This is a genomic window from Flagellimonas sp. (genome assembly GCF_965233845.1).
Classification (GTDB): domain Bacteria; phylum Bacteroidota; class Bacteroidia; order Flavobacteriales; family Flavobacteriaceae; genus Flagellimonas.
On sequence record NZ_OZ247584.1, the window covers coordinates 3193090 to 3216968 of the forward strand.

The 23879-nt window shown below is 43.8% G+C and carries 19 protein-coding genes; 10 read left to right on the forward strand and 9 right to left on the reverse strand.

From position 1 onward, the window contains the following. Positions 1-17: 17 nt before the first annotated feature. Positions 18-1784, forward strand: a complete 1767-nt coding sequence (locus ACO6S0_RS14335) for an aromatic amino acid hydroxylase (RefSeq protein ID WP_422349010.1) — start codon at positions 18-20, stop codon at positions 1782-1784. On the opposite strand, the gene ACO6S0_RS14340 is transcribed toward ACO6S0_RS14335, so the two are convergent. Genes ACO6S0_RS14340 through alaS form a run of 4 tightly spaced genes read right to left on the reverse strand, consistent with a single transcriptional unit; the run spans position 1752 to position 6626 of the window. Next, positions 1752-2378 carry a DUF4230 domain-containing protein gene (locus ACO6S0_RS14340; protein ID WP_422349011.1) on the reverse strand — a complete coding sequence of 209 codons (627 nt, stop codon included), beginning with the start codon at positions 2376-2378 and terminating at the stop codon, positions 1752-1754. The genes ACO6S0_RS14335 and ACO6S0_RS14340 overlap by 33 nt on opposite strands. Beyond that, positions 2375-3337 carry a GSCFA domain-containing protein gene (locus ACO6S0_RS14345; protein WP_422349012.1) on the reverse strand — a complete coding sequence of 321 codons (963 nt, stop codon included), beginning with the start codon at positions 3335-3337 and terminating at the stop codon, positions 2375-2377. Before ACO6S0_RS14345 ends, ACO6S0_RS14340 begins: the two co-directional genes overlap by 4 nt. A 7-nt stretch (positions 3338-3344) precedes the next feature. Further along, positions 3345-3998: a hypothetical protein gene (locus ACO6S0_RS14350; RefSeq protein WP_422349013.1), complete on the reverse strand. Its 654-nt coding sequence runs from the start codon at positions 3996-3998 to the stop codon at positions 3345-3347. A gap of 3 nt (positions 3999-4001) precedes the next feature. Next, positions 4002-6626 carry an alanine--tRNA ligase gene (alaS, locus tag ACO6S0_RS14355; protein ID WP_422349014.1) on the reverse strand — a complete coding sequence of 875 codons (2625 nt, stop codon included), beginning with the start codon at positions 6624-6626 and terminating at the stop codon, positions 4002-4004. A gap of 105 nt (positions 6627-6731) precedes the next feature. On the opposite strand from alaS, the gene ACO6S0_RS14360 reads away from it, so the two are divergent. From ACO6S0_RS14360 to ACO6S0_RS14385, 6 genes are all read left to right on the forward strand, one after another. Next, positions 6732-7709: a M23 family metallopeptidase gene (locus ACO6S0_RS14360; RefSeq protein ID WP_422349015.1), complete on the forward strand. Its 978-nt coding sequence runs from the start codon at positions 6732-6734 to the stop codon at positions 7707-7709. Continuing rightward, a complete protein-coding gene (locus ACO6S0_RS14365) occupies positions 7709-8038 on the forward strand; it encodes a MerR family transcriptional regulator (protein WP_422349016.1) in 330 nt (109 codons plus the stop codon). Before ACO6S0_RS14360 ends, ACO6S0_RS14365 begins: the two co-directional genes overlap by 1 nt. 25 nt (positions 8039-8063) lie before the next feature. Continuing rightward, on the forward strand, positions 8064-8663 hold the full coding sequence (locus tag ACO6S0_RS14370; protein WP_422349017.1) for a LemA family protein: 600 nt from the start codon (positions 8064-8066) through the stop codon (positions 8661-8663). 2 nt (positions 8664-8665) lie between these two features. After that, positions 8666-9103 (forward strand): TPM domain-containing protein, encoded by a 438-nt coding sequence (locus ACO6S0_RS14375; RefSeq protein WP_422349018.1) that lies wholly within the window; start codon positions 8666-8668, stop codon positions 9101-9103. Next, positions 9084-9869 carry a TPM domain-containing protein gene (locus ACO6S0_RS14380; protein WP_422349019.1) on the forward strand — a complete coding sequence of 262 codons (786 nt, stop codon included), beginning with the start codon at positions 9084-9086 and terminating at the stop codon, positions 9867-9869. The genes ACO6S0_RS14375 and ACO6S0_RS14380 overlap by 20 nt, the downstream gene beginning before the upstream one ends. Positions 9870-9954: 85 nt before the next feature. After that, the gene (locus tag ACO6S0_RS14385) at positions 9955-10392 is read left to right on the forward strand and encodes a hypothetical protein (protein WP_422349020.1); all 438 of its coding nucleotides are present in this window, start codon (positions 9955-9957) and stop codon (positions 10390-10392) included. Between the two features lie 14 nt (positions 10393-10406). Here ACO6S0_RS14385 and ACO6S0_RS14390 read toward each other — a convergent pair whose 3' ends face one another. Beyond that, entirely contained in the window at positions 10407-10877 is a 471-nt protein-coding gene (locus ACO6S0_RS14390; protein WP_422349021.1) for a nuclear transport factor 2 family protein, read from the reverse strand. 26 nt (positions 10878-10903) lie between these two features. After that, positions 10904-11311 carry a nuclear transport factor 2 family protein gene (locus tag ACO6S0_RS14395; protein ID WP_422349022.1) on the reverse strand — a complete coding sequence of 136 codons (408 nt, stop codon included), beginning with the start codon at positions 11309-11311 and terminating at the stop codon, positions 10904-10906. Positions 11312-11526: 215 nt separating this feature from the next. Here ACO6S0_RS14395 and ACO6S0_RS14400 point away from each other — a divergent pair, with 215 nt between their 5' ends. Both ACO6S0_RS14400 and pbpC read left to right on the forward strand, forming a co-directional pair. Further along, entirely contained in the window at positions 11527-17094 is a 5568-nt protein-coding gene (locus ACO6S0_RS14400; RefSeq protein WP_422349023.1) for an alpha-2-macroglobulin family protein, read from the forward strand. A 91-nt stretch (positions 17095-17185) separates the two neighbouring features. Beyond that, positions 17186-19480 carry a penicillin-binding protein 1C gene (gene pbpC, locus ACO6S0_RS14405; RefSeq protein ID WP_422351834.1) on the forward strand — a complete coding sequence of 765 codons (2295 nt, stop codon included), beginning with the start codon at positions 17186-17188 and terminating at the stop codon, positions 19478-19480. A 3-nt stretch (positions 19481-19483) separates the two neighbouring features. On the opposite strand, the gene der is transcribed toward pbpC, so the two are convergent. Further along, on the reverse strand, positions 19484-20785 hold the full coding sequence (der, locus tag ACO6S0_RS14410) for a ribosome biogenesis GTPase Der (protein WP_422349024.1): 1302 nt from the start codon (positions 20783-20785) through the stop codon (positions 19484-19486). Positions 20786-20861: 76 nt separating this feature from the next. Here der and ACO6S0_RS14415 point away from each other — a divergent pair, with 76 nt between their 5' ends. Beyond that, on the forward strand, positions 20862-21362 hold the full coding sequence (locus ACO6S0_RS14415) for a GTP-binding protein (RefSeq protein ID WP_422349025.1): 501 nt from the start codon (positions 20862-20864) through the stop codon (positions 21360-21362). 14 nt (positions 21363-21376) lie between these two features. On the opposite strand, the gene era is transcribed toward ACO6S0_RS14415, so the two are convergent. Together era and ACO6S0_RS14425 are read right to left on the reverse strand one after the other, a co-directional pair. Beyond that, positions 21377-22261 carry a GTPase Era gene (gene era / locus ACO6S0_RS14420; protein WP_422349026.1) on the reverse strand — a complete coding sequence of 295 codons (885 nt, stop codon included), beginning with the start codon at positions 22259-22261 and terminating at the stop codon, positions 21377-21379. Further along, entirely contained in the window at positions 22248-23612 is a 1365-nt protein-coding gene (locus ACO6S0_RS14425; RefSeq protein ID WP_422349027.1) for an alanine/glycine:cation symporter family protein, read from the reverse strand. The genes era and ACO6S0_RS14425 overlap by 14 nt, the downstream gene beginning before the upstream one ends. Positions 23613-23879: the final 267 nt, after the last annotated feature.

The following is a 23879-nucleotide window of genomic DNA, read 5'->3' on the forward strand; positions in this document are numbered from 1 at the left end:
CTTATTTATAGCATTCAATGGAACAAGGAGCCTACGAAAGCAATCCTATTTTGGACAAGCTTCCAGAACACTTAAAGCAGTTCATCAAACCGCAGAACTACGAGGAGTACACTCCCATAGACCAGGCCGTTTGGCGCTATGTGATGCGGAAAAATGTCGATTATTTGAGCAAAGTAGCCCACAAGTCGTACGTGGAGGGATTGGAAAAGACCGGGATTTCCATCGACAATATTCCCAATATGTACGGAATGAACCGTATTCTGAAGGAAATCGGATGGGCTGCCGTAGCAGTGGATGGATTTATCCCTCCAGCCGCTTTCATGGAGTTCCAAGCCTATAATGTTTTGGTCATCGCTTCGGATATTCGACAATTGGAAAACATTGAATATACCCCTGCTCCCGATATTATTCATGAAGGTGCCGGGCATGCCCCTATAATTGCCAATCCGGAATATGCCGAATATTTGAGAAGGTTTGGAGAGATTGGTTGCAAGGCCATTTCCAGTGCCAAGGATTATGAGCTGTACGAAGCAGTACGGCACCTGTCCATTATAAAGGAAGCGGCCGGCACCCCGCAATCAGAAATAGAAAAAGCGGAAAAGCACATTGAGCACTTGCAGGAAAATATGGGGGAACCCAGTGAAATGGCCCTCATCCGAAACTTGCATTGGTGGACTGTGGAATATGGCCTCATCGGAACTGATGAAAATCCAAAAATCTACGGAGCTGGGCTACTTTCATCCATCGGTGAGAGCAAATGGTGCATGCAAAGTGATGTACAAAAACTACCCTACACCCTGGAAGCTGCGCAAACTGCTTTTGATATCACCAAACCCCAACCTCAGCTGTTCGTTACCCCGCATTTTGCACATTTGAGTCAAGTGTTGGAGGATTTTGCCAACAGCATGGCACTGCGAACGGGTGGCCTGGAAGGAGTTCAAAAACTTATTTCCTCCAAGGCCTTGGGAACTTTGGAATTGAGTACCGGACTCCAAATTTCAGGGACTTTTGGCGAGGTCATGGAGCATAACGGAAAGCCCATTTACATCAAAACCTACGGCCCAACGGCCTTGGCGTACAGGGACAAGGAACTTGTAGGGCACAGTACTTTAAATCATGCGGATGGATTTGGCTCTTCCATTGGAAAACTGAAGGGAATTAATCTGGCCATAGAAGATATGAGCCCGCGCGACCTTAAAGCCTACAAAATCTTTGAAGAGGAACAAGTAGCCTTGGAGTTTGAAGGTGGCGTAAAAGTGGAAGGCACCATTGTGACCGGAACCCGAAACCTACAGGGAAAAATTATTCTGATCACGTTCAAGGATTGCAAAGTAAGCTATCAGGATGAAGTGTTGTTCTTGCCCGAATGGGGCCTATATCATATGGCTGTAGGACAACATGTGGTATCTGCCTATAATGGCCCAGCCGACTTGCTCAGTTTTGACCTCATCACACATAAGATTACTGAAACCACCATTAAAAAGACCAGGGATGCTCAGCGTTTAAAGCTAGAAGCGTATTACAAGAGGGTTCGTGATTACAGGGATGGTATCAATACCTTCATTTCCCGAGGTAAGCTTTTTGAGGAAGTCAAAGAGGAATTCCCGGAAGATTGGCTGCTACCGGTTGAGCTCTACGAACTGGCAAGAAAAGGGCAGCGAGAGGAGTTGGCCACTACCATCAAAACCCATTTGGAAGAAGTAAAAAAATTACGGCCAGAGGTTGGGCATTTGATTGACGACGGATTACAACTAATCGACCAAAGTTTTACCAAGGTCAAGTAATTCATTGGTCGAAGCAATGGGTTTTTCTTGATAAGTGAGTTTCCAACCCATCGAATTTGACAGCACGTAAATCCGCGAAAGCTCGCTCAATAATCTGTTTTCAGCATTTGATTTTAGGGATGAAGCCTCAATTTTTTTTCGGAGGGACTCGTTTACATTTTCCTTAATGGCATTATAGTCCTCTGCCTTAAAAGGATTGAAATAATCTGCCGTAACATCATAATACTCAAAATCTGGATGGATGGTAATCTCTGGTTCTGGTATCGACAAAATCCGAATGGTTTTCTGCGCCTCGATCACTTCAATTTCCAATTGGGCAAGGTCATAGGAAATGATGGCTTGGGCATTGGCCACGACCAACGCTTTTTTGTCCGCGGTGACCAAACTTCCAAACAACTCCTTGGAATCTGCATAATTATATACTTCCGAAAAATGCCCCTCGGTCACAATCAACTTGGAAACATTTTTCAATTCTTGTTGAATAAGCAAAGAGCTCTCGGATAAAACCGCTTTATCCTGAGAATAATCCGTACAAGATTTGTAGATCAAAATGGAAGTAAGGGCAATCAAAGCCCCCATGAGTATTTTTTTCATCGTTCAAAATGCATAAAGGGATACCGCTCCTTAAGATACGTGATTTTCGCCTCTAGCGACGTTCTGAACTTTTGATGTGCTTCTGATTCGGGGTTAAAGGGACGGTGTTCCAATCCTTTTTGAATTCCTTCTACTTCCTCCATTACTGGATAGATTTCTTCGGATATCCAAACCGATTTGAACCGTTCCCAGATATAGTCAACCGCCAATTCATTGGGATGGATCAAGTCTTTGCCATAAAACCGATAATCCCGTAGCTCATCCATCATGATTTCGTAGCTTGGAAAGTACGAAGCGCTAAGTGGGAAGTTAGAAGTTTTCAATAACCCATGAACTGCTGAGATAAGATAGGCCTTGCTCCGCTGATTCTCCACAAAGCCATCTTTGAGATGCCTAACAGGCGATACCGTGAACACAACGGTGGCCTTTTTGTTTACTTCAGAAATGTACTCCAAGGTACGTTCCAAGCTGGATTCAATTGCTTCAATCGGCAACAATTCCTTGTTGAACTCCTTTTGGGGCACCTTATGGCAATTGGCCACTATTTTTTGGGTTGAATTGGTTCGATATACCCAAGCTGTTCCCAAGGTGATCATCATGTGCGAAGCTGAACAAAGCCATTTTTGAGTCTCCTGTAAAGTCGAATTCAAATTTTCAAGGAGTGAATCCCTAGAATTTGTGGCTAAATCAGAATGCGCGTCAAAACACAGCCATCTTCCATTCTGTTCAAATACTTCTTCTGGTTGATAGGGTTTTTTCTGTAGAGCGCGGCTGACCAAATTCTCAATAGCGAGCGGGTGAAACAGAATCCCAAAGGGATTTAGTCTGGCTTGGAACTGGAAATAGTCCAGTTTTGTTCCCATGTTTTCCACAAAGCAGGATCCCAGCAAAAAAATTTTGCTTTGATAATCAATGCCACTACCTGCCTTTTCCAAAGGAATTTTCGTCTGCAGTATCATGTTTAATTTACTTGCAGTTGTCAATAGACTGGATCATGTTGGTGTACTGACCTTCCAACTGTTCCTCCAGCTGTCCCATTACATTTAGGATCCTCACCAATTCATTCATAGAACCGTTGCGCAGGGCAGCCGTAGCATTGTTAAGCTCTATTTTAACCAAACTCTGGGTGTTGTACAAACTTTGAAGTCCATAAAGGCAATCATAGCCAAACTCATGGAATATTCCGGTACTCTTGGCTATATCCCATGCAATGCTGCTCAAATCGGAAATCTCCAAATTCACCAAGGCCCCCACTTCATATTGGAACAGATCGTCCCCAATCCTCACCGAATCAATTTCAGAAAAAAAATGGGGATATCTACCCACAAACCCCCGCATGATATTGGGAGTGGTCACGAGATGGTCGTTTTCCCCTTGCAAGCTGTCCATTTCGGCAAAAAAAGCGGGGATTTTTTGATTCAGTGCACTATTGGCTATAAGTTCATCCCTATTGGCTTCTATTTCCTCCTTGATCTTGACCAAGGCCACCTCCTTGTCTTTTTGGATGGATTTGGAGGTATTCCAATCGTTGAACCAAATGGCCAAGTTAATACCCACAAACAACAAAAGGATTTCTCCAAAAATGTACTTCCAGTTGATATGCTTTAGCTTAAAAGGCACTTATTATGTGGTTGCTTTTACAATTTCAAGGGCATTGTCCAATGCTGTGGGAATACCGGACGGGTTTTTTCCTCCCGCTGTGGCAAAGAACGGCTGTCCGCCCCCTCCACCTTGGATGTGTTTTCCCAACTCACGAACAATGGCTCCGGCATTTAATCCCCTGTTGGACGCCAATTCTTTGGAAATGTAACAGGATAAAAGTGCTTTTCCATCTTTTTCAGCTCCCAGAAGAAGAAAGAGATCATTGATTTGCCCACCCATTTCAAAGGCCAAATCCTTGATTCCAGCTGCATCCAACTCCACCTGTTTGGCCAGAAATTGGATTCCGTTTACCTCCTGCAATTCCGAGATCAATTCATTTTTAAGGCCTTTGGCCTTGTCCTTCAACAATTGCTCCACCTGCTTTTTTAGGGCATTGTTTTCTTCCTGCAGTGCAGCCACCGCCTTTACCGGATCTTGGGTCTTGTTCAAGAGGTCCTTAATCTCAAAAAGCATACGGTTATTGGAAAAGTAGAATTCCTTCACCGCATCCGAGGTAATGGCCTCAATCCTTCGGATTCCTGCTGCTACCGCGCCTTCCGAAGCAATCTTAAAATGCCAGATATCGGCTGTGTTCTTTACATGGGTGCCTCCACAAAGTTCAATGGATTGGCCAAAACGCACCGTCCGTACGGTATCGCCATACTTTTCCCCAAACAGGGCCATGGCACCTTGATCCATTGCCTCTTGCAACGGAATGTTCCTATTTTCTTCCAAAGGCAATTGCCCCTCTATTCGTGCATTGACGAAATTCTCCACATCCCGAAGTTCTTTGGTGCTCAACTTGGAAAAATGGGAGAAATCAAAACGTAAATATTTGGAATGCACTGCAGAACCTTTTTGCTCCACGTGGGTTCCCAGCACCTCTCTCAAAGCCTGGTGCAATAAGTGGGTTGCCGTATGGTTGCTAGCCGTGCGCCAACGTTGTTTTTGATCGACTGCTGCTTTAAAGGTCCCAGAGATATTCTTAGGCAGATTTTCCGTAAAATGGACAATCTCGTTGTTTTCCCTTTTGGTGTCGATGATATAGACCACATCCCCATTGGATGCTTCCAAGTAGCCCTTATCCCCAACCTGTCCTCCGCCCTCGGCATAAAATGGGGTTAGATTGAAAACCAATTGATATTGATCTCCACCTTTTTTGCTGGTTACCTTGCGATACTTGACCACCTTCACCTCAGCTTCCAGCTGATCATAACCAATAAATTCTTGCTCCGAGTCCTCCAAGAGTACCGTCCAATCTTCCTTGGATACTTCAGAGGCAGCCCGAGATCGGTCTTTTTGGGCTTTTAGGGCTTTTTCAAAACCTTTGGTATCCAACTGATATCCCTTTTCTTCCAAAATCAAGGAAGTCAAATCAATAGGAAACCCAAAAGTGTCATACAATTCAAAGGCTTTTTGCCCATCAATGGTTTTGTCCTTAGCGGATTTGATCACCGAATCCAACAAGACCAAACCTTGCTCCAAAGTGCTCAGAAAGGAACTTTCCTCTTCCTTGACCACATTTTCTATAAGTTGATATTGCTCCCGAAGTTCTGGAAAAGCTTTCCCCATGGTCTCTCCCAACACCTTTACCAAGCGATAGATAAAAGGTTTGTTGGTTCCCAAAAAGGTAAACCCGTAGCGAATGGCGCGTCTTAAAATTCTTCGGATTACGTACCCCGCCCCATTGTTGCTAGGCAACTGTCCGTCCGCAATGGAAAAGGCCACCGCCCTTATGTGGTCTGCCACCACCCTGATGGCAATATCGGTTTCCTCTTTTTTGCCGTATTTCTTGCCCGTTATGGTCTCTATTTCCCGAATCAAAGGGGTAAATACATCCGTATCGTAGTTGGATTGAACCCCTTGCAACACCATACAGAGTCGCTCAAAGCCCATTCCCGTGTCCACGTGCTTTTCCGGGAGGTTTTCCAATTCTCCATTGGCCTTACGGTTGTATTGCATAAACACCAGGTTCCATATTTCCACCACCTGCGGATGGTCTTGGTTGACCAGGGAAGCGCCTGGAACCTTCGCTTTCTCCTCCTTAGATCGTATATCCACATGGATTTCAGAACAAGGACCGCAGGGACCTTGGTCTCCCATTTCCCAAAAGTTGTCCTTTTTGTTCCCCATAATAATTCGGTCCTCAGGAACAATGGCCTTCCATAGCTCAAAGGCTTCCTTGTCCAACTCCAAATTGTCTGCATCATCACTCCCCTCAAAAACTGAGACATACAGGCTATCCTTGTCAATTTTATAAACCGAAGTGAGCAATTCCCAAGCCCACTGAATGGCCTCCTTTTTAAAGTAATCCCCAAAACTCCAGTTCCCCAACATCTCAAACATGGTGTGGTGGTAGGTATCTTTGCCCACCTCTTCCAAATCATTGTGTTTACCGCTCACCCTAAGGCATTTTTGGGTATCAGTTACCCTCTTGGATTTGGGTACGGAGTTTCCCAAGAAAAACTCTTTGAACTGGTTCATTCCCGCATTGGTGAACATCAAAGTGGGATCATCCTTCATGACCATGGGGGCCGAAGGGACAATCTTGTGTTTTTTGTCCTTGAAAAAGTTTAAAAAGTGGTTTCTGACTTCTTGGGATGTCATCGGAAATGCTAGGGTTTTATTAAATTTAACACTTTAAGCAAAACAATTTTTATATTTGTTTGTTCTCCTTAAAAAGAATGCGCAAAAATAGGATAAAATCCCTACATGTCTAAAGTTAAGTACTATTACGATCCGGATACACTTTCATACCGAAAGATTGAACCCAAAAAGTCTAAAAAGTACCGAAATTTTCTCTTTTTCCTGTTGGGTTCTGCATTATTTGGCATTCTTGGATTGATTGTCCTCCTTAACACCAGTTGGTTAAATACCCCCAAGGAACTTTCCCTGGATAGGGAGGTGCGCAACTATGAGCTTCAATTTGAGATTTTAACCAAAAAAATGGAGCAAATGGAGCAGGTTTTGGCCAACATTGAGGATAGGGACAACAATATTTACCGCTTGTATTTTGAAGCCAACCCCATTCCTGAAGAACAACGCAGGGCAGGTTTTGGGGGAATCAATCGATATAAATCCTTGGAAGGATTCAACAATTCAGAAATCATAATTAATGCCACCAAGCAATTGGACATCATTCAGAAGCAGATGGTGATTCAGTCCAAATCCTTGGATGAAATTGCCAAATTGGCTGAGGAAAAAGAAAAGTTGCTGGCCGCGATTCCTGCCATTCAACCTGTGCGTAATGAGGATTTAACTCGAATGGCCTCTGGATTTGGATGGCGTTCCGATCCCTTTACCAAAGCCAGAAAGATGCATTGGGGCATGGATTTTACCGCACCTAGAGGAGTTCCCGTTTACGCTACAGGAGATGGGGTGATCAAACGTGCGGACAATAGATCTTCCGGATATGGAAAACACATTCGAATAGACCACGGTTATGGTTATATGTCGCTCTACGCCCATTTGAGCAAATACAATGTTACCAAAGGGCAAAAAGTCAAGCGTGGAGACCTCATTGGTTTTGTGGGAAATACGGGTCGGTCAGAAGCCCCGCACTTACACTACGAAGTCTTTAAGGACGAAGAACGGATCAATCCGATCAACTTCTACTACGGAAGTTTGACGGCGGAAGAGTTTGAAAACATGCTCAAGTTCGCCAATCAAGAGAATCAATCCTTGGATTAATGCACGTAGATCTTCCGGAAAAACGATATTATGGCATTGGCGAAGTGGCCAAAGCTTTTGGGGTAAATACCTCCTTGATTCGCTTTTGGGAAAAGGAATTTGATGTGCTCCAACCCAAAAAGAATGCCAAGGGCAACCGTAAGTTTACTCCGCAAGACATCAAGAATCTACAACTGATTTATCATTTGGTCAAGGAAAGGGGCTTCACCCTTGAGGGTGCCAAAACCCATCTGAAGGAGGAAAAACAAAAAACCCTTTCCAATTTTGAGGTCATTCAAAAATTGCAAAAAGTGAAGGCCGAACTGCTCAAGATCAAGGAACAACTATAACTATATAAACACTAAAACCAAGAAGATGAAAAAAGGCATTCTTGCAGTCATTGTATTAATTGTGCTCGCCGTTGTTTTTGGCGGTTGGTACGTTAGAACCAATAATACGCTTGTGGACATGAAAGGCCAAGCCACCAAACAATGGGCCAATGTAGAAAGTTCATACCAGCGTAGAAGTGATTTAATTGGTAATTTGGTAAAAACGGTACAAGGCGCTGCAGATTTTGAAAGAGGAACACTGAAGGATGTAATTGAAGCTAGAGCCAAGGCCACTTCGACTACCATAGATGCCAACAATATTACCCCTGAACAACTAGCTGAATTCCAACAAGCCCAGACTGGACTTTCTTCCGCTCTTTCAAGATTGTTGGTTACCGTGGAGCGCTATCCCGACTTAAAATCCAATCAGAACTTTTTGGAACTTCAGTCCCAATTGGAAGGCACCGAAAACAGGATCAATGTAGAGCGGAATCGTTTTAACGATATTGCCGGGGAGTACAACATCAAAATTCAAAAGATACCCACCAACATTATTGCAAGTATCGCCAATTTTGACCCATTGGCCTTGTTCAGTTCCAATCCTGGAGCCGAGAATGCGCCTGATGTTAATTTCGATTTCAATTAAACATGTCCAAAGTAGAGGATTTCCTTAGCTTTGAGGAAGAACAAGATATAGTGACAGCTATTCTTGAAGCAGAGAAAAACACTTCTGGTGAAATTCGGGTACATATAGAGTCCACGGCGAAAATGGATCACTTTAGCCGCGCCCAGCAGGTGTTCCATTTCCTAAAAATGGACAACACCAAAGAAAGTAATGGTGTGCTACTGTACGTTGCGGTGGAGGACAAGAAATTTGTAATCTATGGTGATACGGGAATTGACAGGGTGGTACCCAAAGGTTTTTGGGAATCCACCAAGGAGGTTATTTCCAATCATTTTAAAACTGGCAATTTTAAACAGGGCATTGTAGAGGGCGTGCAACGCGCCGGGAAGGAATTGCAGGTTCATTTCCCCTGGGACCTAACAGACACCAACGAATTGAGCGATGCCATATCCAAAGGTTAACCTGCTCCTTGCTCTCTTTTTTACCTCCATCTCCTGGGGTCAGTTTACCATACCTGAAAAACCCCAAAAACAAACCAGTGTCTACGACTATGTAGACCTATTGCCTGCTCATCAAAACAGGGCTTTGGAGCAAAAACTTATTCGATATTCAGATAGTACCTCTACCCAGATTGTAGTTGCCATTATTGACACCACCAAAGGGGAGGACATTACATACCTTGGGGCTCAATGGGGGCATAAATGGGGCATAGGCCAAGCAGATGAGGACAACGGCGTATTGATACTTTTAGCTAGGGATGATCGAAAAATTGCCATCAACACGGGTTATGGCATAGAGGGCTCCCTCACGGATTTTATGTCCAAGCGCATTATCGAATCCGTTATCATTCCCGAGTTTAAAAAAGGGGATTATTACGGGGGACTGGACAAAGGCACCGATGCCATTTTTCAGGTTTTGAATGGCGAATTCACGGAAGACCGAAGTTTTGGGAACGATTCTGGATTTCCTTTTGAAAAACTGCTTCCCTTGATCATATTTCTTATCGTTTTGATCATTCTCTTCCGAAAGGGCAAAAACAACCGCGGCGGTCGTGGTGGAGGCCGAAGACGAGGCCCGGATATCTGGGACATGATCATCTTGAGCAATATGGGCAGAAGCTCAGGTTCCTCTGGTGGATTTGGAGGTGGTGGTTTCGGCTCCGGTGGCTTTGGTGGAGGCTTCGGCGGTGGCGGATTTGGAGGCGGGGGTGCTTCCGGAGGATGGTAACTATTTCCCAATAGTCTGGTAATTAGTCTCCAAACCCTTGCGAAAAGCAACTTTTTTGGTTAAATTTTATCAAAAAAACTTCGCCATGATACGTAGACTGTTTCTCCTGACCTTACCCGCCCTCCTTTTTTTGTCCTGTTTGAATTCTGACGATGAGAACTGTTCCGACTTATGCCCGCGGTTGGGCGTTTTGGCGTTTGATGTTCTTCTGGATGGTAACAATGTGTTTGATAATGGCACCTATAGCATCAACGATGTGACTGTGGATGATGAAAACACCCAATTTTCATTGGAATCCATCTCAAGTCCAATCCTGTTGGTTCAAGACCCCGATTGGAGTGAGGGTTCCTTTAATTACTTCATTAGGCTTAGTGATGAACACTCATTTACCGTAAATGCCACCTTCGAGTTTTCGCAAGCAACAGAGTGCTGCAGCCCAATTCCAGTTCTAACAGCCATTAGGATAAATGATATCAACCAAGAGGTTCCCCTAACTGATGGGGTCGCCATTGTTAATCTGTAGAAAGCCCAGGATTACTAATCCATAGGCGAGCTATGTGTGGCTATAGCCCTCACCTTGCCCTCTTGTTTCCGGTAAACATCTGTAAATCGCAACTTCAAAATTGTGGTATCCTGTTTGTCGGCTCCTAAAATCACCATTCTTTCCCATCCCCTGACCACTGCTATATTGTCGTAAAGCTTAACCTTTAGGTCGTGGTACTCAATCTCGTCAAATGAGTAGTCCGCTTGGCTAAACTCGTCAATGGTGGCAATTTTATTTGTGGTTTTTCCATCGCTGGAGCCAGAGTATTCCCAAGTATCATCCAGTACTTCTATGAGGGGTGCGGCATCACCGCCTAAATAGGCATTGGTCCAGGTATGAAGCAGGTCCAAAGCTTCCTCTTCGGTTATTTTATCTTCTGTTTCCAGTTCAGCAACCGGCTCGGCTGTTTGTTTGCAAGCGGCAAATACAAGCATTGCCGCCATAATCAAAGCAGTTCTTATCATTTTAAAAAAGTTATTGGGATTATGACTTAGTCTATGCGTCTATAGAAGATCTTGTTTACAATTTTCCACTCCCCATCAATTTTGAGCAGGTTCATGAAATCCACAAAAGTGAAATCTGGATATTCCAGTTCCAATCGGGCGTTGGCAGCATGACCCGAGACCGTGATTTCTGCAATTCGGTTCTTGCGGTTTACCCGATCCCCTGTTTTCATTCCGCTGAAAAACTCCAGTGCATTAACTTCTTTGTAGCCTTCTTCCGTAATGTACTTCATGGTGGCCGTTTCATGAAAGGCCTTTTTTAAGGTGTTGAAGTCCCTATTGGAACCTCCCTCCATATAATAACCCAAGGTTTGTTCAATCAATTCATAGTCAGATTGGGCATTTACCATTCCCATGATTCCAAGGGAAAATAGGCAAAGAAAAAGATTTCGCATGATGTTCGTTTTTAGGTTGTTGTATGAATTTCAAGATATTGTTTTTGAAAGCCATTTGAAATGACCAAATCATAAATTTTTCATAAGGTTCCGTCCAGTCAAACAGGCCATCCGTAAATCATAACACGCTCTTCATAAGATCGTCACCCCTTCTCTCCATAATTGAGTTATCTTGTCCTTGGCAAATTCATTGTTCATTAAATTCCGTTTTCAAGATGGTTCGCACACTTCGTTTTCTATTCGTTTTCCTTTTGATATGTATCGTATCCTGTAAAAAAAAGGTAGATCCAGAAAATCTGGACAACCTGTTTAAGTTTAAGGATTATATCAGTTACCATACCCATGGCAATGAAAGTATTGCCACACCCATCCAAATAGTGCTGGCCCAACCATTGGATCAGTTTGAACTAACACAAGAACTTCCTTCGGAATATTTAAAAATATCACCAAAGGTAGACGGAAAATTGGTCATCGAAAACGGTAGGGAGCTCACTTTTCAACCATCGGAATATTTAAAACCGGACACGGAATACATGGTAAGCTTGCAACTCCACAAATTGTTTGATGACATTGAACGTGATTTCAAGCAATACACCTTCGGATTTAAAACCCTTGCTCCCAATTTTAAGATTAGCCTTGGCAATCTTCAATCCTACAGCAAAAATTGGCAGTATTTGACGGGTACCCTGGAAGCTTCCGATGTCTTATCCGCTGAAAAAATCTCCGCTATTTTGTCCGCAACCCAAGAAAATAAAAAAGTTGCCATCAACTGGCAAAACACTACAGAAGACGCCAAATACTTCAGCTTTACCATAGACAGTATTTCCCGAAAAACTGATGACAGTGAATTACAACTCAGCTGGGACGGTTCCGAACTCAATATTGACAACGAAGGCTCAGAGACCTATACCATTCCAGGGCTGAACAAGTTTGTAGTGGTCGATGCCAAAACCTCAACAGCTCCCAATGCCGCCCTAACCCTGAACTTTTCCGAGCCCTTGAATGAAAACCAAAATCTGAACGGACTGGTCACCATTGAAGGTGCTGAAAGTCTTCGTTATGAAGTGGATGGAAATGTCCTCAGGGTTTATCCTTCAAACAGGATACTGGGAGAAGTTAAAGTGAATGCTTTTGAAGGTATCAAGAGTGCTTACGGATTCAGTCTTAAAAACAGTTTTTCCAAGTGGATTTCCTTCGAACAGCTCAAACCCAATGTTCGGCTCATCTCCCAAGGTACGATACTTCCCAATGCCGCTTCCACCCCTATGTATTTTGAAACGGTCAATCTCGCGGCTGTGGAGGTAAAGGTCATTCAGGTTTTTGAAAACAATATGCTGCAATATCTGCAAAACAATAACCTCACACCCCAATACCGGTCGGATTTAAGACCAGTGGGACGAAGGGTGGCCCACAAGGTCATTCCCCTCGCTACAGAAGGAGATGAAAACTCAAGCTATTGGAAAGCACATGCCCTGGATTTATCCGAATTGATCCGTATAAACCCAGGTTCGTTGTATCGTGTGGAGTTCAGTTTTAAAAAGGAACATACAACCTATAGCTGTAATGAAGGAGAGGAAAGCGAGATGCTTGCGGCGCAAGAGACGGTGAACTCTTCACTAAATGCTGAGGAAGAGCGTCTGGAGGAGCGCTATTGGGACAATGAAATTTACTATTGGAGAAATTACTCCTACAATTGGGAGGAACGGGACAATCCTTGCCATCATGCATATTACAATGAGGACAGAATAGCTTCCACACATTTGTTGGGCAGCGATTTGGGATTGATCGTAAAAAAAGGGAACAACCGCTCCTATCATTTTGCAGCCACCAATTTACTGACAGCGATGCCAGAGGCCAACACCAAAATCAAGCTTTACAATTTTCAGCAGCAATTATTGGGTGAAGTGACTACGGACGCCTCCGGTTTTGGCATCTATGATGGTGGGAAAAGTTTGGCATTTGCTGTGGCAGAAAAAAACAACAATTTCGCCTATGCCAAGTTAGCGGATGGCAATGCGCTTTCCCTAAGTAAATTTGACGTGTCTGGGGAAGAATTGCAAAGCGGACTGCAGGGATTTATATATACCGAAAGAGGAGTTCACCGACCGGGTGACACGGTACATTTAACCTTTGTGCTGGATGACAGAAACAATCCATTGCCTCAAGGGCATCCAATCACCTTGGAAGTCAACGATGCTCGTGGAAAATTGGTGCAACGTACCTTATTGAAAGAGGAAAGCAACCAGGTTGCCGATGGACTATATGCCATAAAGGAAGGACGGTTCTACTATTTCCCAATACCCACCAAACCCAATGCCCCCACTGGAACGTGGAACGCCAAAATTGTGGTTGGTGGCGCCCATTTCCATAAAAGTCTAAAGGTTGCTACCATAAAACCCAACCGTTTAAAGGTAGATTTTGCTTTTGAGGAGGAGATTTTAAAAGCAAATCAAAATACCAAAGGGCAGGCAAAGGTGCAATGGCTCCATGGTGCTCCAGCTCGAAATCTCAAAGTGGACATCAATGCCAAATTGCAAAATGCTACATCAGCCTTTTCCGGCTTTAATGGTTATGTATTTCAAGATCCGGTGCGCACATTCAATGAAATTGAAACCCAATGGGTCGATGCCAAACTTAATGAAAATGGGATTTTGGACATCAATAAGAAATTGGACGTCAATGCAAAAGCCCCAGGGATGCTTCAAGCGGTTTTTACCACAAAGGTATTTGAAGGTGGTGGTGATTTTTCCATAGATGTTTTTAGCAAAAAACTGGCACCATTTACACATTTTGTGGGACTGCGCTCCCCAAAAGCCAAGCAATATGGTTCTTTCCTGACCGATGAGAACAACAACTTTGATGTGGTCAGCGTGAATGCATTGGGTAAAACCGAGGGCAACCGAAAACTCAAGGTGCAAATCTTTAAAATTGAATGGCGATGGTGGTGGAACCGGGGATATGACAATCTTTCCCGATATGAAAACGCAACGGTTCACCGTCCTTTCAAGGAAATGTCGGTCACAACCAAAGCGGATGGCAAGGGTAGTTTCAACCTCAACATTCCCGATGATGATGGCGGGCGTTTCCTGATCAGGGTCATTGATGAGGCATCTGGACATGCTACAGGTCGCACGGCATACTTTTACAGAAACTGGTGGCGTAGACCAGCTTCCGGAGACACGGAAAGTTCCAAGATTCTCATTTTTTCCGCAGATAAAGAGAAATATACGCTGGGCGAAAACGCCGTGGTTACCTTCCCTTCAGATAGCGGAGGGCGAGCCCTGCTCAGCATAGAAAATGGCTCCGAAGTCTTATCTCAACAATGGATAGAGACATCGGCCAAGGAAACCCAAGCCAAAATTCAGATAACGTCAGAGATGGCCCCCAATGTTTATGTCAACATTTCCCTTTTACAACCACATGGGCAAGTTAAAAATGACCTCCCCATACGACTGTACGGTGTGGTACCCCTATTGGTGGAGAACCCAGACACTTTTCTAAAACCCGAATTAAAAATGCCGGAAGTGCTGCAACCGGAACAATCTTTCAAGGTAACCGTATCCGAAGCCGATAACAAACCCATGACCTATTCCTTGGCAGTAGTGGATGACGGTCTCTTGGATCTTACCCGGTTCAAAACCCCTGATATTCATAGTTCGTTCTATGCCAGACAAGCGCTTGGCGTCAAAACCTTTGACATTTTTGATGATGTGATGGGAGCCTATTCCGTAAGTGTGGACAATATCTACGCCATTGGCGGAGGAGGTATTGGAGAAGGTGCCAAAAACCGTAAAGCGCAGCGTTTTAAACCTATGGTGACCTATCTGGGGCCCTTCAGTTTAAAAGCCGGGGAAAAAGCAGACCACACCATAAAAATGCCCAATTATGTAGGTTCTGTGCGAACCATGGTGGTGGCCGGTAATCAAAATGGAGCCTATGGCAATGAAGAAAAAACCACTCCGGTTCGGAAACCGTTGATGGTATTGACATCCATTCCCAGAAAGTTATCCCCTGGAGAAAAAGTAACCATCCCTGTAACCGTTTTTGCCATGGAGAAGAAGGTGAAAAATGTTAGGGTCTCCATAGAATCGGACAAGGCGTTGAAGCCAATTGGTCCAACAACCAAGGATATCACATTTGATTCTGTTGGGGAACAAATCGTCAATTTTGACTTTGAGGTACATCCAACAACCGCCTTTCAGAATATAAAAGTTACAGCCTCGGGAGCAGGAGAAAGTGCTAGCAGTGCCATAGAGATTGATGTGGAAAACCCAAATCCAATCACTTCTCAAAACAGCTTACATACTATTGAAGGCAATGAATCCCAAATGGTCACATGGGAACCTTTCGGAACTTCCGGGACAAACACAGCATTTATCGAGTTTTCCACACTACCGCCGATGGACTTCTCCAAACGTATGGAATATTTGATTCGATATCCCCATGGTTGTGTTGAGCAAACTACTTCTGCCGCTTTTCCACAGCTCTTTTTGGCCGATGTCCTTGATATCACTTTTGACAAGGAAAAAGAGGTGGAGAAAAATGTGAAGGCTGCCATTAAACGGTTAAACGATTTTCAGATGCCCAATGGTGGACTCAGTTATTGGCCCAATTACGGAAGTGCCAACGATTGGGGAACCTCTTATGCAGGCCATTTTATGTTGGAAGCCAAGCAAAAAGGATATCAATTACCCCTCACTTTTTTGAGCAATTGGTTGCGCTATCAGAAAAACACGGCCAAGCAATGGAGCAATCAACGCAGCAGTTACAATGATGATATGGCCCAAGCGTATCGATTATATACCCTGGCCTTGGCACAACAACCAGAATTGGCAGCCATGAACAGATTATGGGAATCCAACAAGCTGAGCAATGAGGCCAAATGGCGATTGGCAGCGGCCTATGCCTTGGCCGGCAAAAAAGAAGTGGCCCAGCAAATTGCGCAAACCGCCAATATCAATTTTCAATCAAATGGCTACAATTATAGAACCTATGGTTCTGTTTTCCGGAATAGGGCCATGGCGTTGGAAACCATGGTAATTCTGGGTCATGGCCTACAGCGGGAACTAGCCGAATCTATTGCAAAAAACCTGTCGTCCCAAAGGTGGTACAGCACTCAAGAAACCGCCTATGCCCTGCTTTCCATGGCAAAAATGGTGAGCAAAAACGGAGGTAAGTCGTTGGATTTGGGCTTTACCCAGGATGGTAAAAAAGTACGTGTGAAAACAGATAGGGCCATTGCCAAACGACCCCTTACGATAACATCTTCCACTAATCAGGTGCAGATAGAAAACCATCAAGGGAATATCATTTATGCTACCCTTTCGCTCAGTGGCCGACTTCCAGTAGGACAAGAACTTGCCCAACAACAGAACCTAAGGCTTTCGGTAACTTATCAGGATCCTCTGGGAAATGCAGTGGATGTGCGTCAGTTGCGACAAGGAACCGAACTTCAAGCCCGAATTAATGTGTTCAATACTTCCAACGATTTCATCAATGATGTGGCACTGACCCAGATTGTTCCAAGCGGATGGGAAATTGTGGACACGTCTTATACAGGTTTTGGAAATGATAATTCGGGAAATGCATCTTATATGGACACAAGGGATGACCGAACCCATTTCTATTTCGATTTAGAGGCTAAAAAGAGTAAAACTTTTACCGTAAAATTAAACGCCTCTTATCTAGGAGATTACTATCTGCCTGGAGCACAAGTAGAGGCCATGTACGATAATAACTATAATGCCCGAAACAAGGGGCAATGGATCAAAGTGGTACAATAACATCAAGTACAGGATGATAAACCTCACATCCATATACAACAGGCTAACAGTGAAGCACAAGATTGGGCTGGGATCCTTTCTGATGCTCTGCATGATATGGCTGTTTTGTCTACCTAAATTGCTTTTTGATGACCCCACCTCTACCGTGGTTTTAAGCTCAGACCAGGTATTGGTCGGAGCCCGGATTGCAGCGGACGGGCAGTGGCGTTTTCCTGAGCTTGATTCGGTTCCCTTCCGGTTTAAGCAGTCTGTTCTATTCTTTGAGGACGAGTATTTTTACCAACATCCTGGTTTTAACCCGGTTTCCATCTTTAAAGCGATACAGCATAACCTTACCAAGAAATCCCGAAGGGGTGGTAGTACAATTACCCAACAAGTGATACGGCTGAGTAGAAAAAACAAATCCAGGACCTATTGGGAAAAAGGAATTGAACTTTTTCTGGCCACCCGACTGGAACTACGATATTCCAAAGAAGATATCCTGCGCCTTTATGCCAGCCATACCCCTTATGGTGGAAATGTAGTGGGATTGGAAACTGCTGCCTGGCGCTACTTTGGCATTCCAGCCCATGAGCTAAGTTGGGGGCAATCGGCAACCTTGGCCGTGTTACCAAACGCTCCATCCCTTATTTTTCCGGGAAGAAACGAGCAAACCCTCAGAAACAAACGGAATCGCCTATTGAAAAAATTATGGGTCAAGACTATCATTGATCAAACCACCTATGAACTTGCCATAGCTGAGCCATTGCCTCAAAAACCACTGCCCCTGCCCAATATTGCGCCCCATTTAACGGAACGAATCAAAAAAGAGCATCCAGGAAAATCGATTACCACTTCTCTGGACAGGCAACTGCAAATACAGGTCAACAGGCTTGCTGAACTACATTATCAACGCTTAAAAAGCAACGAAATCCATAATTTGGCCATTCTAGTTCTTGATGTGGAAACCAGAAAGGTCTTGGCCTATGTGGGAAACTCCCCTGCATCTGAAGAACATGGCAATTATGTGGATATCATCACCAAAAACCGAAGTACGGGAAGCACTTTAAAGCCCTTTTTGTTTACATCCTTATTGCATGAAGGGCAATTGCTCCCGAACAGTTTGGTCAATGATATTCCTACGGTGATTAATGGGTATCATCCGAAAAACTTCAACAAAAAATATGCAGGAGCTGTTCCAGCAAGCTGGGCGCTTTCGCGATCATTGAATGTGCCAGCCGTACGATTATTAAGGCAATTTGGGCTTCAAAAGTTTTATAACAAACTCCAAAAAATGCAAATGAAATCCCTGGACAAACCCGCTGATCATTATGGGTTGTCCCTGATTTTGGGAGGTGCTGAAAGCTCCTTATGGGACGTCACCAAAAGCTACGCTTCCGCCGCGTCAACCCTAAATTACTTTGTGTCCCATTCAAGTACCTATCGTTCCAATGAATTTTCCGAACCTTCCTATCTAAAGGAGCAAAAAACCGATTTTGGGCAAGAGCAGTTCGAAGCCCCAATATTTGGTGCAGGATCCATTTATCATACGTTTAAATCCTTAAGGGAGGTCAATCGCCCTGAAGGGGATGAAAATTGGCAGTTTTTTGATGCCGCCCAGCCCATAGCCTGGAAAACTGGAACAAGTTTTGGCTTTAAAGATGCTTGGGCGGTGGGGGTGACCCCAAAATATGCTATAGGCGTTTGGGTCGGTAATGCGGATGGCGAGGGCAGACCCGGATTGGTAGGCATTTCGGCAGCGGCTCCCATTTTGTTCGATGTTTTAGCCACTTTACCCCATAGTGGCTGGTTCCAAGAACCCTATGACGACCTTGTTGCTTTGGAAACCTGTACCAAAAGTGGACAACGGGCTTCCATTTTTTGTGAAGATACCCAAGAACTGCAACTTCCGGCCAACGGATTTAAAAGTGCTACCTGCCCATACCATCATCAAATTTTTTTGGATGCCCAAGAATCTTATCGAGTTACTTCCTCTTGTTATCCGATGGAGGATATGGTTCAAAAAAGTTGGTTTAGCCTACCACCTGTTGTGGAGTACTACTATGCTGATACCAATCCCAATTATAAAAGTTTACCCCCCTATCTTTCTGGATGTGGCTCTGAAGAACAGCAACTGATGCAATTCATTCATCCCAAATTAAATGAGGAAATTCTTATTCCCAAAGATTTGGGAACAAGTCAAAAAGATGTGGTTTTTAAATTGGCCCATCAACAAGAGGATAGTACGGTGCACTGGTATTTGGATGAGACCTATGTGAACACGACCACCAGCTTTCATGAGCTGATTTTGCCAGTGAAGCCAGGAACATATACGCTCACTGCGGTAGATAATGGTGGTAACCGGATTCAACAGCCTATACAAGTGGAGTTGGCTTCCCGCCAATAACATCTACTTTTTTCGCATAAAAATGGTGATGGGCACACCGCTAAAATCAAAATGCTCCCGCAGCTTGTTCTCCAAAAAACGCTTGTACGGGTCCCGGACATATTGAGGCAAGTTGCAGAAAAATGCAAACTGTGGATACGGGGTAGGTAGTTGCGTACAGAATTTTATTTTCACATACTTTCCCTTATAAGCCGGAGGTGGTGTATGCTCAATGATGGGCAGCATAATATCGTTTAGCTTCCGTGTAACAATCTTTTTTGAGCGGTTTTTGTACACGTCAACGGCGGTCTCAATTGCCTTGAATATCCGTTGCTTGGTAAGTACGGAAATGAACAAAATAGGGACATCGTCAAAAGGTTCTATGGCCTTTTTTATTTTCTGGGTGTACTCCTTGACCGAATTGGTTTCTTTTTCCACCAAATCCCATTTGTTGACAAGAATTACAATCCCCTTGTTGTTGCGCTGTGCGAGCCAAAAAATGTTCTGCACTTGACCATCAAATCCACGTGTAGCATCCAACAATAAAATACAAACATCGCAATGTTCAATGGCCCTTACGGATCGCATTACGGAGTAAAATTCCAGGTCTTCCTTTACTTTGGCCTTTCTTCGGATACCTGCCGTATCCACCAAATTAAATTCAAACCCAAACCTGTTGTATTTGGTATCTATACTATCTCGGGTTGTCCCGGCAATATCGGTAACAATGTACCGTTCCTCCCCGATCAAGGCATTGATGAAGGAGGATTTGCCAGCATTGGGCCTTCCCACCACCGCAAAGCGGGGCAGTTCACTTTCTTCTTCCTCTATCTCCGGAAGCACCTCGACCAAGGCATCCAACAACTCCCCCGTTCCACTACCATTGATACTGGACAAGGTGTAATAATCTCCCAATCCCAAGGCATAAAACTCCACGGCATCCGATTCGCGCTGGGCATTATCTACCTTATTGACAGCCAAAAACACAGGTTTGTCCACTTTACGCAGTAATCTGGAAACATCTTCATCCATCCCAGTAACCCCAGATTCCACATCCACCATAAAAATAATGGCATCTGCCTCATCAATGGCCAACTCAACCTGTTTATCAATTTCCTGCTCAAAAATGTCATCACTCCCAACTACATACCCACCGGTGTCGATCAAAGAAAATTCCTTGCCGTTCCAATCGCTTTTTCCATAATGGCGATCGCGTGTAACCCCGCTAACAGCATCCACTATGGCTTCCCTTCGTTGGATCAATCGGTTAAAAAAAGTGGATTTGCCTACATTGGGTCTTCCCACAATGGCTACAATAGCTCCCATCCGCATTAAATTTTGGCAAAAATACCATTATTTATGAAGAAAAAACGATACCTTTTTTTATCAATGTCAACCACTTATGAGTGATTTTACCAATGAAATTGTACTTAGGCCGCGTTTTGAGATTTCTTTTCACGAAGATTTGGAACAACTAAAGTCTGTTTTTGACAAAAAAGCCCCAGATCCTTTTTTGATCAAGCGTTTGGATGAGCATATTTACATCCGGTTCAAAAAGTCGGAAACCAATTTTTGGACCCCCCAAGTGCACTTGGAGCTCACCTCCTTTGAAAAAGGGATTAGTAAGATTCATGGGGTTTTTGGGCCAAATCCTACCCTTTGGACCTTTTTTATGTTCCTACATTTTGGAGTAGGTACGCTATTTGTGATACTGGGCGTTTTTGCCTATTCCAATTATTCGTTGGGGTATGACATTACGCTTTGGCTGGCGGGAATGTTCTTTTTAGTGGTTATCTGGTTTGCCCTGTACGCTTTCGGAAGAATGGGACGGGCCAAGGGTCAACCACAAACAGACCAACTTAAAACCTATATCAGGGAACTGATTGCTGGCCTCAAGCGATAAAACAGCATCAGGTTTTAACTATTATATCCGAAACGGCGTAGCTGGGATGTATTGTTTCTCCAATTTTTGTTGACCTTGACATACAGCTCTATATGAACTTGTTTATCAAAAAACTTCTCCAAATCCTTTCGGGCCTCCACCCCCACTCTTTTTAAGGCACTGCCCTTGTGACCAATGATGATTCCCTTTTGGGTATCGCGTTCTACCATAATTACCGAACGGATCCTGATAATGTCCTCGTCTTCAATAAATTCTTCGGTTTCCACCTCAACTGCATAGGGGATTTCCTTTTTGTAATGCAAAAGTATTTTCTCCCGTAGAGTCTCATTCACAAAAAAACGTTCCGGTTTATCCGTCAATTGATCTTTGGGATAATAGGGTGGTGCTTCCGGAAGCAACTCCAAAATTCGGTCAAAAACTTCTTTCACATTGAAATTTTCAAGGGCGGATATGGGATGAATCTCTGCCTTGGGAAGTAGTTTTTGCCAATGCTGAATCTGTTCTTCCAGAATTTCTTGTTCCGAGGTGTCAATTTTATTGAGGAGCAACAGCACCGGTATTTTGCTGTTTTCAATCTTTTTGAAGAAAGCTTCATCCTTAAGCGCTTTTTCACCGATTTCCACCATATAAAGCAGTACATCGGCATCTTCAAAGGCCGATTTTACAAAATCCATCATTGAACTTTGCAACTCGTAAGCTGGTTTAATGATTCCAGGGGTATCGGAGAGTATCACTTGAAAATCATCCCCATTTACAATACCCAGAATACGATGCCTGGTGGTTTGTGCTTTGGAGGTAATAATAGAGAGTTTTTCACCAACAAAAGCGTTCATCAAGGTAGACTTCCCCACATTGGGGTTGCCTATTATATTTACAAAGCCCGATCTATGCTTGTTCATGTTTCAATTTTTGAAAGTATTTTTTGGCCGCTGTATTTACCTTGGGAGCCAAAATCAGTACGGCTATCATATTGGGAATCACCATTAAGGCGTAGGACAAATCAATTAGGTTTTTGACCAATTCCAACGAAGCCACGGCGGCAAAGACAATCATGATCACAAAATAATGGTTATAAAATCTCCCAATCTTTGCGTTGGTTAAAAAGGACAAACATTTTACTCCATAATAGGAATAGGTGAACAAGGTGGACAAGGCAAAAGCGGTAACAATAATCATTAACAAATCATCCCCAAAACCAAACAAGGTGGTCCTAAACGCTTGCAAAGTCATAACTATTCCGCTGGAATCATCCAAATAGGCACCACTTAAAATAATAACCACCGCGGTAAAGGTACAAACCAAAATGGTGTCAATAAATGGACCCAACATAGCCACCAAACCTTCACGAATGGGCTCATCATTCTTGGATTGCCCGTGATACATTGGCGCACTGCCCAAACCTGCTTCATTGGAAAACATGGCGCGTTTAACACCAATAATGACCAAGCCCCAGAATCCACCGGTTACTATGGTCTTAAAGTTCCAGGCTTCAGTTATGATAAGCTTTAAAGCAGGAACTACTTGGGAGGCATTCAATATCATAACAACGATTACAGCCACTAAATATACCATGACCATTACCGGAACAATGGCCGTGGCCACCTTGGCAATCTTGGTCAGGCCCCCAAAGATTACAAAGGAGGTAATGATGGCAAGAACAATTCCTACGCTCAATTTCCAATTGAAGTCGCTCATGGCAAAAAGCGAGTCAGCAGGTTCAACCACGCTCATAAAGGTCTCGGTAAATTGATTGGCTGTGAAAACGCCCAGAAATCCAAAAATGCCCGAGAGGCAAAAGAAGATAGCCAAGGGCTTGTACTTTTTCCCCAATCCCTTGGTGATATAAAACATAGGGCCTCCTTGCAGTTTTCCTTCGGAATCCTCCCCCCTGAACATAATGGCCAGACTACAGGAATAAAATTTAATGCACATGCCGATTAAGGCCGTCATCCATATCCAAAAGACAACCCCAGGTCCTCCATCATGAATGGCAATGGCAACGCCGGAAATGTTTCCTAGACCCACGGTAGCTGCCACTGCAGCAGATAATGCCTGCAATGAACTTACATCCCCTTTGGCATTTTTATCATCGTACTTTCCTCTGGTGATGGCAATGGCATGACCAAAAAAACGATATGGGGTCAATTTGGAATAAAAAATCAAGAAGAGGCCACCTCCTATCAATAAGATGAACATGGGCCAGTTTGCCCATGAATTGGCATCTACCAAAAAGCTGTTTATTTTTTCCATGGTTTCGAAGGTAGCTATTTCGGATAAAAAACCGATCAATTACAAAAAAGATACCGCGCCAAGCCCGGTATTGGTTCGACCATTTGATTTGAATTCACCACGTTTTTCAAATCAAGCTTGAAAACCACGCGCAAACCACAAAGAGATACCGCGCCGAGCCCGGCATTGGTTCGACCATTTGATTTGAATTCACTACGTTTTTCAAATCAAGGTTTAAAAACACGTGAAAACCACAAAGAGATACCGCGCCAAGCCCGGCATTGGTTC

Coding starts and splice junctions, on each gene's coding strand:
- ACO6S0_RS14335 (WP_422349010.1), top strand. CDS start 18: ATGGAACAAGGAGCCTACGAAAGCAATCCTATTTTGGACAAGCTTCCA.
- ACO6S0_RS14340 (WP_422349011.1), bottom strand. CDS start 2,378: ATGAAAAAAATACTCATGGGGGCTTTGATTGCCCTTACTTCCATTTTG.
- ACO6S0_RS14345 (WP_422349012.1), bottom strand. CDS start 3,337: ATGATACTGCAGACGAAAATTCCTTTGGAAAAGGCAGGTAGTGGCATT.
- alaS (WP_422349014.1), bottom strand. CDS start 6,626: ATGACATCCCAAGAAGTCAGAAACCACTTTTTAAACTTTTTCAAGGAC.
- ACO6S0_RS14360 (WP_422349015.1), top strand. CDS start 6,732: ATGTCTAAAGTTAAGTACTATTACGATCCGGATACACTTTCATACCGA.
- ACO6S0_RS14365 (WP_422349016.1), top strand. CDS start 7,709: ATGCACGTAGATCTTCCGGAAAAACGATATTATGGCATTGGCGAAGTG.
- ACO6S0_RS14370 (WP_422349017.1), top strand. CDS start 8,064: ATGAAAAAAGGCATTCTTGCAGTCATTGTATTAATTGTGCTCGCCGTT.
- ACO6S0_RS14375 (WP_422349018.1), top strand. CDS start 8,666: ATGTCCAAAGTAGAGGATTTCCTTAGCTTTGAGGAAGAACAAGATATA.
- ACO6S0_RS14380 (WP_422349019.1), top strand. CDS start 9,084: ATGCCATATCCAAAGGTTAACCTGCTCCTTGCTCTCTTTTTTACCTCC.
- ACO6S0_RS14385 (WP_422349020.1), top strand. CDS start 9,955: ATGATACGTAGACTGTTTCTCCTGACCTTACCCGCCCTCCTTTTTTTG.
- ACO6S0_RS14390 (WP_422349021.1), bottom strand. CDS start 10,877: ATGATAAGAACTGCTTTGATTATGGCGGCAATGCTTGTATTTGCCGCT.
- ACO6S0_RS14395 (WP_422349022.1), bottom strand. CDS start 11,311: ATGCGAAATCTTTTTCTTTGCCTATTTTCCCTTGGAATCATGGGAATG.
- ACO6S0_RS14400 (WP_422349023.1), top strand. CDS start 11,527: ATGGTTCGCACACTTCGTTTTCTATTCGTTTTCCTTTTGATATGTATC.
- pbpC (WP_422351834.1), top strand. CDS start 17,186: ATGATATGGCTGTTTTGTCTACCTAAATTGCTTTTTGATGACCCCACC.
- der (WP_422349024.1), bottom strand. CDS start 20,785: ATGGGAGCTATTGTAGCCATTGTGGGAAGACCCAATGTAGGCAAATCC.
- ACO6S0_RS14415 (WP_422349025.1), top strand. CDS start 20,862: ATGAGTGATTTTACCAATGAAATTGTACTTAGGCCGCGTTTTGAGATT.
- era (WP_422349026.1), bottom strand. CDS start 22,261: ATGAACAAGCATAGATCGGGCTTTGTAAATATAATAGGCAACCCCAAT.
- ACO6S0_RS14425 (WP_422349027.1), bottom strand. CDS start 23,612: ATGGAAAAAATAAACAGCTTTTTGGTAGATGCCAATTCATGGGCAAAC.